The following is a 12,308-nucleotide window of genomic DNA, read 5'->3' as shown; positions in this document are numbered from 1 at the left end:
TGTGATACTGTGCGGGCAGGGCCGCCAGCTATGGCATCCCGGCGCAAACATGAGAGGAACGAAGCGTGTCAGAAACCCTGGCGGTAGTAGTGCCCGTGTATAACGAGACGGCGGTGCTGGAAGTATTTCACCAGCGACTCAGCGCAGTGCTTGCTGACTGCGATATGCCGTACCAGGTGCTCTACGTGGATGACGGCAGCGATACCGCCTTCCTGGACCAGCTACAGCGCTTGCGCGACGGTGACCCGCATGTCGCTGTGCTGGAACTGAGCCGCAACTTCGGGCGCGAGGTCGCGCTGTCTGCCGGGTTGGATCACGCCGATGCCGACGCCGTCGTCGTCATCGACGCCGACCTGCAGGATCCGCCCGAGCTGATTCCCCGGTTCATCGCCGAGTGGCGCCGGGGTTACGATGTGGTCTACGGGCAGCGCGTGGCGCGGCGTGGCGAGAGCGCGGTGAAACGCCACTCCGCCGGCCTGTTTTATCGCCTGCTGGCATATCTCAGTGAAGTGGAAATCCCGCGTAATGTGGGGGATTTTCGCCTGCTCAGCCGGCGTGCGGTGGCGGCACTCAATGCCCTGCCCGAGCGTCATCGTTACATGAAAGGGCTCTACGCCTGGATCGGTTTTCCGCAGAAGGGCATCGAGTATGTGCGGCAACCGCGGGCGGCAGGCCAGAGCAAGTGGACCTATCCGCGCCTGTGGAACCTGGCCCTCGAGGGTATTACGTCCTTCTCGGCTGCCCCGCTGAAAATGGCTACCTATCTCGGCCTGGTCACCTCGAGTCTGGCTTTTCTTTACGGCGCTTTCATGCTGATTCGTACCCTGCTGTACGGTAACCCGGTTCCGGGGTATCCGTCGCTGGTGATTATCATCCTGTTCCTGGGCGGGGTGCAGCTGATCTGCCTGGGCATTATCGGCGAATACCTGGCGCGCACCTACCAGGAGAGCAAGGGCAGGGCACTGTATTTTCTCAAGGGCTATCATCCTGCCGGCGGTGCAGGTTCCGCCCGGCAGGAACGGAATTAGATTCTTGCAGGCCGTGACCGCATCCCTGACCAGACCACTCAGCCTGTTGTTGCTGCTCGCCGGCGCGCTGCTCTACCTGTCTTACGGTTACACGGAAATGGCGGGTTCAGACATGTGGTGGCACCTCGCCGCCGGGCGCGAACTGGTGCAGACCGGCAGTGCATGGATGGTGGATGACTGGTCCTTTTCCCGCCATGGCGAAGACTGGCTGAATCACGAGTGGTTTGCGGACCTGCTCTACTACGGCTGGGTTTCCCTGTTCGGCGTGGAGAGCATCGTCTATTGGAAGTGGCTGGTGGTGGTCTGCACTTTCCTGGTGTTGCAGGTGACACTGCAGCGGCAGTCCGGTGATGCCATCGCCGCCTTTATTGCCGCCGGCCTTGCCGCGGCCATAGCGGCCCCGTTTATCGATGTCAGGCCACACCTGTATACGCTGCTGTTTTACTGCCTGCTGCTATACATGGCGCTGGAGCGCTCGCCCCCTCGCCGGTGGCTGCTGCCGCTGTTCCTGTTATGGGTGAACCTGCATGGTGGCTTCTTTTTCGGGCTGATGGCGCTGGCCATCCTGCTGTTTCCATGGCGCCGGTTCAGCCTGCCCGGGCTGCGCGTTGCAGTGGTGACAGGCCTGCTGTGCGCGGCGGTCTGTTTGCTGAATCCCTCAGGTTTCAAGACCTTTCTCTATCCACTGGTTTACGCCTTCGATGACAGCTCACCGTATCGTGGCCTCGGGGAATGGTTGTCGCCTTTCGCCGAGGGCGGGATTCGCTCGCCGTTGTTCTTCTACTTCATGTGGGCGCCACTGGCTGGCCTGCTGTACTGTTTGCCCTCGGTGCGGCGGGTAACCGGCGTACCCTGGGAAGGGCTGCTGTTGACGGGGCTGACCCTGGCCATGGCGCTGACCTCGCGCCGTTTTATTCCAATTTATGCGATTTCGCTGGCACTGCTGCTGGCGCCCTTGCTCGCTGCTTTTTTCAGCCAGGTGCGCATCCCGGCGCTGCGCTTTGCCGTGGCCGCGGTAGCGCTGGTTTTTGCCCTGCTGCGACTGGCGCCTTATCCCCTGCAGGCTGCGCCGGCTTTCCATTACCTGACCGCGGAGTACAACTACCCGGAGGACACGGTCAGTTTTATGCAGGCCAATGGCCTGAGCGGCAATGTTTACGCCTACTACAACTGGGGCGGTTACCTGCACTGGCGCAGCGATGGTGAGCTCAGGGTCTACATCGATGGCCGCGCTGATACGGTCTACAACGCGGAAAACTATTACCACTACGTGGGCGTGCTGGGTGGCGCACCGGGCTGGGTGGAAACGGTAGAGAGCAGCGGGGCCCAGTTCATGCTGTGGCCGTATGCACAGCGCGGTGGCCAGGCCAAGCTGCAGGAACTGCTGGCCACAGGTCGCTGGCGGCCGCTGTACCAGGACTCGGTATCCTGGCTGGCGGCGCGCACCACGGTGAAGTTGCCCGATGAGGCCATCGCCCCGCCGACTTCGCCGGTGCGCCAGCTCACGCGGGCGATGGTGATGTACCGCCGTGGCGACTATGACAGGTCATTGGAAACAGTGCGCGCGGTGCGCGAAGCCGTGCCATGGCAGAAGACCGCGTGCCAGTTGCAGGCCACATTGCTGCGCGCCAACGGCGATGCGCGCGGAGCCGCCGCAGTACTGCTGGACTGTTACAGCTATTTCCCCACGGCGATGCTGCGCTGAAATCGTCGCCGCAGGTCGCGCCCGGAGCCCGTTCAGGCCGTGGCCAGGAATTCTGCTGCGATCTGTTCGCCCAGCTGCCCGGTCAGGCTGGCGCTGTTGCCCAGGGTTAATTCAATCTGCCGCGCTGCCATGCAGTAGCGAAACAGCGGGTAGTCGCGGTCCACGCCGGTGCCGCCGTGACAATGCTGGGCGGCCTGGCTGACCCGGTGAGCGGTGTCGCCGCACCATATCTTGGCGATGGTGACGGCCTCCTCCGCGGGGCGGCCCTGGTCGATCAGCGAGGCGGCCTGGTGCGTCACCAGGCGCAGGCATTCCACGTCGATATAGCAGTCAGCCACCCGGTGGCTGACTGCCTGGAAGGTGGCGATGGCGCGGCCGAACTGCTCGCGCTCCGTGGTATAGGAGCCGGTCATGCGCATCATCTTGTCCGTAAGGCCCAATACGGTGGCGCACAGCGCGGTCCGCGTGGCCTGCACAGCCCAGCGCATGGCCTCGCCGGCGCGCGCGCCGGAAACGACGACGTCTTCCGCGGGGACCTGCACCTGGTCCATCTGCATCTCGTGGCACGTGTCGCCGCCGGTAACGGTTTGCGGTGTCAGCGTAACGCCGGCTGCCCGGGGGTCTACCAGGGCCACAACCAGGTCACCGCCATCGGTGCGCGCAGACACCAGGATGCGCGCCGCCGAGCTGGCGTGGCTGACGCAGATCCTGGTGCCGCTGATGGCCATGCCGCCATCCAGTGGGCTGGCGGTGGCTGCGGGCGCGGCAGGATCATCGTTTTGATATTCTTCCAGCGCCGCGGTGATGCAGGCCGAGCCATCGGCTATGGCGGGTAACCAGCGGTCGCGCAGGGCGTTCGAGCCGAAGCGACGCAGGGTGCCGGCCGCGGCAACCAGTACCGGCACCAGCGGAATCGGCGCCACGCAGCGCCCGGCCTCCTCGCACAGTGCGCTGAGGGCGAAGAAGCCCATGTCAGTGCCACCATGGCATTCCTCAATGTCCAGCCCCAGCAGGCCCGCCGCGGCGAGCGCCTGCCACAGCTCGGCATCGAAGCGTTGGTCCTGCTGTTCGATCTTCTTGAGCCGATCGACGGTGGTGAAATCGTTGAAGATTTGCTGCGCCAGCTCGCGGGCGCTGGTGAGTTCTTCGGGAATACTGAAATCCATAGTTTTCTCCTAGCGCGTGCGCGGCATCCACAGGCCCGCCATGGCGATAATGTCACGTTGTACTTCGTTGGCGCCGCCGCCGAAGGTCAGGATGGAGCCCACCCGCCAGCGGAACTCCAGCTTGCCTTGCAGGATGGCGCCGGGCGAACCGGCGGCGATGCTGCCGGCCTGGCCCATGACTTCCAGCAGCAGGCGGTACAGCTCGACGAAGAATTCGCTGCCGTACACTTTCGCTGTCGATGCATCCGCCATGTCCAGCGGCCCCTGGTCCATGGACCAGGCCTGCTTCCAGCACATGATTTTCAGTGCTTCCAGCCCGGTTTTTACCCGCGCCAGGTTGTGCTGCACCCAGGCTTGTTCGATCACCCGGCCGCCGCGGGGCGACTCGGTGGCTGCAGCCCATTCGGCGACACCGCGGTACAGCGAATCCACCTGGCCGTGGGTGAACAGGGACAGGCGTTCGACGTTAAGCTGGCTGGTTATCAGCTTCCAGCCGGCATTGACCTCGCCTACACGGTAGCTGTCCGGGATGCGCACATTCTCGTAATAGGTGGCATTGGTGCGCGCGCCGAGGGTGCGCACCGGCGTACAGGAGAACCCCGGCGAACTGGTCGGTACCAGGAACATGGTCAGGCCCTTGTGCTTCTTTTCTGCGTGCGGGTCCGTGCGCGCCGCCAGCCACACGTAGTCGGCATAGTTTGCCAGGCTGGTCCACATTTTCTGGCCATTGATCACCCAGTCATCCCCGTCGCGTTCCGCGCGCGTGCGCAGGCTTGCGAGATCCGTGCCGGCGGTCGGTTCGGAATACCCGATGGCAATGGTGACCTCGCCGCGCTTCACGCCACCCACAACCTCTTCACGCACCGCTGCGTTGGCGTTGGCGGCAATGACGGGCGCCACCGCCTCGGTGGTGAGAAACGGGTAGGCAAAACCGGAGCGGATGACCTCGTCAGTGAATATATACTGCTCGACATGCGACAGTTCCTTGCCGCCCAGTTCCCGCGGCCAGGACAGGCCGATCCAGCCATCGGCACCCATGCGCGCATACTGTTTGCGAAATTCGGGTCCGCCGCCTTCCTTGAGGTCGTCGTCTTTCATTTCTTCCAGCAGCTCCGGGGTCATGACGGTTTTCATGTAGTCCCGGACTTCCTGCTGCAGCGCCTTGTGCGCGGCTGTCAGTTCTATGTTCATGTGTAGGCTTTACCTCATGTTAATTGCGGCCGGCTGCGCCGACGCTGCAGCCGGGGGCGGCCCGGCAGTTCCATGCGCGCTTATACCTCGGCCAGTAGCCGGTCAATCATGTCCCGGGCCTGGCGCTCGTAGCCGCCGCCGAACAGGTTGAAGTGATTGAGTATGTGATACAGGTTGTACAGCACTTTACGGGTTGCATACCCCGGATCAATGTCCCAGGCATCACGGTAGGAGTGGTAAAAACGATCACCGAACCCGCCGAACAGCTCGGTCATGGCCAGGTCCGCCTCACGGTCACCGTAGTAGGCCGCAGGATCAAAAATCACCGGATTTCCATCGGCTTCGGCAGCCCAGTTGCCGCCCCACAGGTCACCGTGCAGCAGCGAGGGCAGGGGGGTATAACGGTCAAAGAACCCCGGCAGGCGTTCCAGCAGCCGCTCGCCGGCATCAAGCAGGCTGTGGCCGGCACCGTTCTGCGCTGCCAGGGACAGCTGGTGGTGCAGGCGCTGCTCGCCAAAAAAGGCCACCCAGTCTCGGTGCCAGTTGTTTGGCTGCGGGGTCGCGCCGATAAAATTGCTGTCGTGGAAGCCGAAGGCACCGGCCTGGTGCCGGTGCATGCGGGCCAGGCCAAGTCCCAGGGCGGCCTCGGCGGCGCCGCCGGTGCCCGTGAGGTCGAGGTATTCCAGTACCAGCCAGCTGTTTTTGCCATCGCACCCGGTGGCGACAGGCGCTGGCGCACCCAGGCTATGCGTGGCGATGATTTCCCGCAGCGCGGCGGCCTCGGCGTGGAACATGCCCTCCAGCGCCGCAAGATTGCGCTTCACGAAATAGCGCTTGCCGCCATCCTCGAGAACAGCGCTTTCATTGATGCAACCACCAGCCACGGGATAGCTGGCCCGGACCCTGAACCGCTCCCCCGTTGCCTGGTTGATGCTTGCCTCCACGTCCTGCCACATGCCGATCCCCAGTCCTCTCCTCGCGCAGCCAGGCGCGCACAGCATTCCCCTCGCGGGTGTTGAGCAATTCCACCGCTGGGCTTATAATCCCCGGCCTCCACAGGACTATAGCTCAGTTGGTTAGAGCGCTACCTTGACATGGTAGAGGTCCCCAGTTCGAATCTGGGTAGTCCTACCAAACAACAAAGCCTCCGCAACGCGGGGGCTTTTTTGTTTGGTTTGAGTATCCATAAGATGCAGAACAGCCTTCGACAAACTCTCCCGGCGGGAGAGTTTAGACGCCGAAGCAAAGCGAAGGCGCCCCGAAGGGGTCACAACACCCCAAAAGGGTGTTGTGATCAATCTGGGTAGTCCTACCAAACAATAAAGCCCCCGCAACGCGGGGGCTTTATTGTTTGGCAGAGGTTACGCTAGCGAGAGCCGGCCTTTAGGTAGTCGCCAATACGGTAGGTTTTTCCCTGGGGCGAAGATCCCGTGGTTCCCCTGGCATCAGCAGCTTACGCCTCGTTACAACGCGCGCAATGCGTCAGCTACTAATAAAAAACGGCCCGGTGATCTGGTAGGTAGTGCCGTCAAAAACAGAACCGGATGCGCCACGCTGCGAGCTAAAATAGAAGTGCTTCAGGTCCGGGCTAAATGCCGGTCCGGTTATTTCTGAGGCTCTGTGTGATGGTATTTCCAACAGTGGCTTTATGTTTCCACCCTTGGTGATAACGACGACCTGCATGTCTCCACCATCTTCAGCCACAAAGATATCTCCATGACTGTTCAGGTGTATGTTATCCACGCCGGATAAGATGGCAGGGTCGTGCTCTTTCTTGTCATAGAGCACTGAAAAACGTTGTTTCTGGGTGTCATAGACGTGAACTTGATTGCTGATTTTCGTGGTGAAGTAAACTTTGCCTTCATGATATTCGATGCCTTCACCGCCAGCGAATGACGTGGCTTCAGCAACCTGGAAGCGAGTTTCCTCTTTGTGGGCCTCTGGATCTGGCAATCGGTGCCAAACCGCCGCACCGGTGACGACGTCGACGATCTCGGCCACCTCCAGGTGTCCCGAAGAAAGGTCGGCATAACCATCTGGGCGGAAATTGCCTGGGACAAAGCGATAGAGCTTTCCATCAGGCCTGTCTTCCGTCAGGTATATATGATGGTTTTCAAGGTCATAAGCCGCGGCTTCATGTCTGAAGACGCCAAGAAGTGGGCGAACAATCGCGGGCTTTTTACCGGTGGGGTCGCATTCGTAGACTTGGCCGGTCGGTGTTTCTTCACACGAGAGCCACCTGCCATACGGGAGTTTACCGCCTGCACAATTCCGGCTGGTGCCAGTAAGAATCGGGTAGGCTGACTGTGGCGCGCCAGTCCTATCGAAATGGATGGCTGAAACGCCGCCTGCATTACCCCCCAGTTCGTTATTGCATACGTAAATCCAGCTGCCGTCTTGCTGGGCGAAGCAGGCTCCCCCGTCAGGGGATGCGCCCCAGAGGAATGGGTCGCCCGCTATGACCGGTTGTCCAGATTGGGCGATGACTTTGGAGCTAAAGCCCGGAGGAAGTCGTATTCCATTGCGATCCTCAGCCAGAAGTGCGCCAATGTTCTCCATATTCGAAAGTGGCGTGGTTGCATAGTCCGCTGAATTGGAGCAGGCACTCAGTAAGTGGCCGCTGCTGGCCCAGCCAGCAGCAAGTAGGGTGGATCTGACCAATGTCCTTCGGGTGATGTCCATTTGAGCAGTCTATCGGGCCGTTGCCGAAAACCCTCTGCAAGAAAGTTAGCTTGTTATTATAGGCCATATCAAGGAACTACTGAGATTGGATATTCCTCTCTCCCTGTTGACAGAATCGCATATTTTTCCGGGAGTCCGGCTTCCTGCGGTTTGGCTGCTGGTGTGGTCGCTGAGTAGAAGGGGCGGCAGCCTGCATCAAGCATCGCGCCTATTGCATGTTGGAGACTGTATTGCGAGTCGGGACTGTGGCTCCGTATGCCGAAGTACTATTCGTCTTTCTCATTGAGCTATCGTGAAGGCAACAGAAAAACTCACCAATGGACGAGAACATATTGTTTACGATACCGCAGTTTCTCCGCGGTTCGCTGTGGCCCAAAGGTGCTTCACACAAGAAGAAGGTGCTTTCGACAACAGAAAGTGCTGGTTTAATATTCTGTTTTTGTAATACTTTAAGTTCGGGCAGGAATCTGCTAGCGTCTACTATCATTACGATGGTGCCATCGAGTGGCTGGATAGCCTCGGGCAACCGGGCAATTTGATAAGAGAATAAGTAAAACATCCCCTGCTGCTCGCTGTTCTCACCATTGGTCGGTACTTAAATACCAGCATGCGGTTTGTCCTTAAACCAGACCAAAGTGTGACCGGTGTGGATACGCAAGCATCAGTTCTACGATCACCCTGGCTTGCCGTGACCGATCAGGACTGCAGTAAATAAAATGGATTGTATTGATATATGGATATGACTCGACGAAATTTGGAACTGTTGTACAAACAAATTATCCAGTTAAAACCGTACGTTATGGTTATTCTGCTGGGGATTATCGCATCCTACTCCGTTTATATCGTGTATGACGCTTATACGGTCGGGGATCTATTCGGTCGCGAGGATAGTATTGTCGAAAATCTGGGCGCTCTCTGTTTTTTTCTTACTTCGATAGTCGCACTTTTTATTTTCCTGAGGACTCGAAACATCTTTTTTCTTCTTCTGTGTCTGGTCTTCTTTCTGGGAGCAGGAGAAGAAGTGAGTTGGGGGCAGCGTATCTTCAACTTTGAAACGCCGGCAGCAATGAAGGAGATGAACGTCCAGGGAGAATTCAATCTTCACAATATCGAAATATTCAATAGCGCTAATTTTGACAAAACCTATAAGCAAGGCCTTGAGAAACTGCTGACCATTAATTTCCTTTACAAATTGTTCTGGGCATCGTGGTGTATCATTCTGCCGTTATTGGTTTTCAACTTTGATGCATTAAATCGTCTGGCTACTAAAATTCGCTTGCCGATCCCGCCCATTGCTATCGGAGTTTTCTTTGCGGTGAACTGGTTGACTTTCAAGAGCCTCGATTCAGTTATTCTGCCAAGGGGTCACAGTGCGCATTATTACGCAGCATCGAAGGAAATATATGAATCGCTTTCAGCCTTCATTTTTCTTGTGCTCATGGTTTACTTTTATCGGCAAGTAGAGAGCAGTGCCAGAGCTGAACATGGCGAGGAGGCTGTTCAGGCTAGTACAGAAACCTAGCGGCATCATGCGCGAGCTTGAGGGATGCCGGGCTTGGTAAAACCAGTTCTATCCAGGCCGGTACAGAGGAACAGGATGGCTGTTCCCGGCAGCGCCGGTGAAATTCAGCAAGCGTGTGAACCACTTGTAGAGAAGGCTCGCTGAGAACCCTTTCTGGTTGATGCCGAGCGTGCAACGCATTCTCCATTCTCCAATGCGGCGTCCCTTTTCCATATCAGGGCGAAGACACGCTATCGAGAAGCAGCGGTTTAACAAAATCTCCCCCGCGCGGGTTCGCAGCAAGACGGTCTTGTGTCGCCCGCCATCTCCCCACACTATGCTGTGCTGTACACAGTTTGTTGACGACAGCAGGTACCCAATGAGCAATACCCATCCCGACGACTACGATCTTGATGCTGTCCGAGCTGAATGGATCGGCAGGCTGATCAGTGAGGCGAAGGGCCGCTACCCGGTGGAATTCGATCCTATTCGCCGCCATTGCCACATGGTCGGTGACCTTAACCCGGCCTTCCTTGATCCGGATGTGGCCGCGGAGGGACCTTACGCCGGGGTGATCATGCCGCCGTCAATGCTCCCGGCCTACTTTGCCGCCAGCGGCCCCTGGCCGCCCAACGAGGCCTCCGGTACAGACGCCGAGACAACCGCCGTTTTCAGCTTCGGGGTGCCCACGCCCGGTGATCGCGGCATCAATATGGAAGTGCAGTGGGAATTTCTCGAGCCCGTCCGCGTGGGTGACCGGCTGCGGCTGGAATTGCGGATTGCCGACGTATTCAAGAAGCCCATCAAGCTGGACCCACACGCGATCTGGATCGTCACTGAAACCACGTTTTTCAATCAACATGAGCGCGAGGTGGCCAGGTGGCGCAACACCATGCTTATTCATCGCTCCCCGGAGCAGGTCAGTCGGGATGCCGAGCGCGATGTACAAACAGGGGAGGGCGCATGACCGAAAAGCACAGTGGTGAAATCGACTACCTGGCAGAGCGATTCTGGGAAGATGTCAGCGTGGGTGATGAGTTGGCGGGCTTCAACAAAAACCTCGATTGGACTGAAATGGCATTGCAGGTGAGCGGTTCACAGGACTGGAACCGGGTGCACCATGACGTCGACTATGCGCGCGACAGCGGCATGCCGGGCATCTTCTACAATACGGGCTGGACCACGGGCATGCTGGGCAGGCTGCTCACGGACTGGGCCGGGCGCAGTGGCTGGGTTGAGAAGCTCAGCTTCCAGATGCGCGGCATGAACTTCAGCGGCACCTCCGTGCGCGCCTACGCCAACGTGACCGGCAAGCGGCTGGAAGGCGATCGGGCCCTGGTCGACCTGGATATTTTCCTGGAGAACGACCAGGCCGGTGTCACCTCGCCCGGCAAGGCCACGGTTCGATTGCCGATGAAAAACCAGTAGGGCATACAGCACATGACCAAGACCGAAACAGCTACCCCGGGCGATGGGCCGATGCAGGGTATAAAGGTTCTGGATATCGGCACGATGATCGCGGCGCCGCTGGCGGCCGGTGTGCTCGCAGACCAGGGCGCAAGCGTGATCAAGGTCGAGACGCCCGGCATGGGTGACTTGATGCGTTACATAGGCGCCAATTGCAATGGCGTCGGCGCGCTCTACCAGAACGTGAACCGCGGCAAGCGCAGTATTGCGCTAAACCTCAAGTCCGATGCCGGCATAGAAGTGCTGCACCGCCTGGTGAAGGAAGTCGACGTGATTATTCATAACTTCCGCCCGGGGGTAGTGGAAAGGCTGCAGGCTGACTACGCCACGCTCTCGGCCATCAATCCGCAACTGGTCTATCTGTCGGTTACCGGTTTTGGGCACGAGGGTCCGATGTCAAAGAAGGCCGCTTATGACAATGTCGTGCAGGCCTTTGCCGGGGCCGCCATGAGCCAGACAGACCCGAGAATAGGTGAGCCTTCCCAGTACCAGCAATTATTCGCGGACAAACTGACCGCGCACATGGCCTGCCAGGCGATCACTGCGGCGCTGTTGGCGCGTGAGCGCGGGGCAGGCGGGCAGCACGTGCAGTTGGCCATGGCGGATGCCGTCGCCAGCTTTCTCTGGGTGGACAAGTCCGGCACTGCGCAGTTCAGGTCTGAGGAGGCCAGTCTCGGGCTGCAGGCTTCTGCTGATCCGCGGCTGATCAAGTTCAAGAACGGTTACGCCCAGGCCGCTCCGGTATCGGACTCGGATTTTCACAACTGGTGCGCTGCTTTTGGCGTGGATTCCAGTGACCCGCGGGTGGCGACCCTGATCGACCGCGCCACCAATCAAGACGTGGTGGTGGATATCAGTAACCAGATCCTGGAAAACGCGTTGGAACTCGATGTGGATGAGACCCTGGCCAGGCTCGAGGCCGGCGACGTCCCCTGCGCCAGGGCCTATACGCTGGCGGAGTTGCCTGACAATCCGCAGATGCGGGCGAACGGTTTGTTCGTGGAGAGCGAGCATCCGCTTGCGGGCGCCATGCTGGAACCACAGAACCCGGTGCACTTCAGCAAGACGCCATCGGGATGCGGCTTTCCCAGTCCTGCCCTGGGCGCGCACAGCAACGAGATTCTTGGTGAGCTGGGCTATAGCGATGAGGAGATCGCAAGGCTGAGGCACGCTGCTACCGTTGGGTGACAGGAGCCCATTTTTCCGGTGTGTAGTAAGCCTTGCATGAAAGACAACGGTTGGTATATGGCGGTTCATTGCTTTGCTAATCGATACGGTCGTGTCCCGGTGACAAATAATTGCCCGTAGAGGGGCAATCATTTGCTGTTCACGGCGCGTTAGCAAGCAATAAGTCGTTCGCCTCGTCCTGATTGATAGGCAGTGATCCACTTGCTGTTGATATTCCATGACAGGCACAGGGTAAATTTTGTGACCGGTGTCACATCGTCAACAATCTGATGGCTGCCATCACTTCTGGCGCTATCCCGCCAATTGCAAAGATTACCGTCGCCCACTATTCTCTCGAGGTGATAAGGCGGAGTGGGGCCTAAAGCCCTGTTCTCGACGTG

At 59.0% G+C, this 12,308-nt stretch carries 10 protein-coding genes and 1 tRNA gene; 7 read left to right on the top strand and 4 right to left on the bottom strand.

Going from position 1 to position 12,308, the window contains the following annotated elements; translation table 11 throughout:
• Positions 1-65: 65 nt before the first annotated feature.
• Both F0M18_RS14280 and F0M18_RS14275 read left to right on the top strand, forming a co-directional pair.
• On the top strand, positions 66-1,028 hold the full coding sequence (locus F0M18_RS14280) for a glycosyltransferase family 2 protein (RefSeq protein ID WP_149612131.1): 963 nt from the start codon (positions 66-68) through the stop codon (positions 1,026-1,028).
• A 4-nt stretch (positions 1,029-1,032) separates the two neighbouring features.
• A complete protein-coding gene (locus F0M18_RS14275) occupies positions 1,033-2,733 on the top strand; it encodes a hypothetical protein (RefSeq protein WP_149612130.1) in 1,701 nt (566 codons plus the stop codon).
• A gap of 32 nt (positions 2,734-2,765) precedes the next feature.
• Here F0M18_RS14275 and F0M18_RS14270 read toward each other — a convergent pair whose 3' ends face one another.
• The 3 genes from F0M18_RS14270 to F0M18_RS14260 form a co-directional block, all read right to left on the bottom strand.
• A complete protein-coding gene (locus F0M18_RS14270) occupies positions 2,766-3,899 on the bottom strand; it encodes an acyl-CoA dehydrogenase family protein (protein ID WP_149612129.1) in 1,134 nt (377 codons plus the stop codon).
• Between the two features lie 9 nt (positions 3,900-3,908).
• Positions 3,909-5,090, bottom strand: a complete 1,182-nt coding sequence (locus tag F0M18_RS14265) for an acyl-CoA dehydrogenase family protein (protein WP_149612128.1) — start codon at positions 5,088-5,090, stop codon at positions 3,909-3,911.
• A gap of 80 nt (positions 5,091-5,170) precedes the next feature.
• A complete protein-coding gene (locus F0M18_RS14260; protein WP_149612127.1) occupies positions 5,171-6,046 on the bottom strand; it encodes a fructosamine kinase family protein in 876 nt (291 codons plus the stop codon).
• Positions 6,047-6,147: 101 nt separating this feature from the next.
• Here F0M18_RS14260 and F0M18_RS14255 point away from each other — a divergent pair.
• Positions 6,148-6,224, top strand: a tRNA-Val gene (locus tag F0M18_RS14255).
• Between the two features lie 348 nt (positions 6,225-6,572).
• Here the strand turns inward: F0M18_RS14255 and F0M18_RS14250 are convergent.
• Positions 6,573-7,772, bottom strand: a complete 1,200-nt coding sequence (locus tag F0M18_RS14250) for an alkaline phosphatase PhoX (protein WP_223177988.1) — start codon at positions 7,770-7,772, stop codon at positions 6,573-6,575.
• Positions 7,773-8,505: 733 nt separating this feature from the next.
• Between F0M18_RS14250 and F0M18_RS14245 the strand changes: the two genes are divergently transcribed.
• From F0M18_RS14245 to F0M18_RS14230, 4 genes are all read left to right on the top strand, one after another.
• Positions 8,506-9,294: a hypothetical protein gene (locus F0M18_RS14245; RefSeq protein ID WP_149612126.1), complete on the top strand. Its 789-nt coding sequence runs from the start codon at positions 8,506-8,508 to the stop codon at positions 9,292-9,294.
• A 358-nt stretch (positions 9,295-9,652) separates the two neighbouring features.
• On the top strand, positions 9,653-10,240 hold the full coding sequence (locus F0M18_RS14240; protein ID WP_188109728.1) for a MaoC family dehydratase: 588 nt from the start codon (positions 9,653-9,655) through the stop codon (positions 10,238-10,240).
• Positions 10,237-10,701, top strand: coding sequence for a hotdog family protein (locus F0M18_RS14235; protein WP_149612124.1), 465 nt, complete (start codon positions 10,237-10,239; stop codon positions 10,699-10,701). The genes F0M18_RS14240 and F0M18_RS14235 overlap by 4 nt, the downstream gene beginning before the upstream one ends.
• Before the next feature lie 12 nt (positions 10,702-10,713).
• Entirely contained in the window at positions 10,714-11,928 is a 1,215-nt protein-coding gene (locus tag F0M18_RS14230; protein WP_149612123.1) for a CaiB/BaiF CoA transferase family protein, read from the top strand.
• The last annotated feature ends 380 nt before the right edge of the window (positions 11,929-12,308 follow it).

It is taken from the genome of Pseudohalioglobus sediminis, assembly GCF_008370495.1.
Taxonomy (GTDB): Bacteria; Pseudomonadota; Gammaproteobacteria; order Pseudomonadales; family Halieaceae; genus Halioglobus.
Note: the sequence above shows the minus strand (reverse complement) of the source record. Positions and strands in the feature narration are given on the sequence as shown.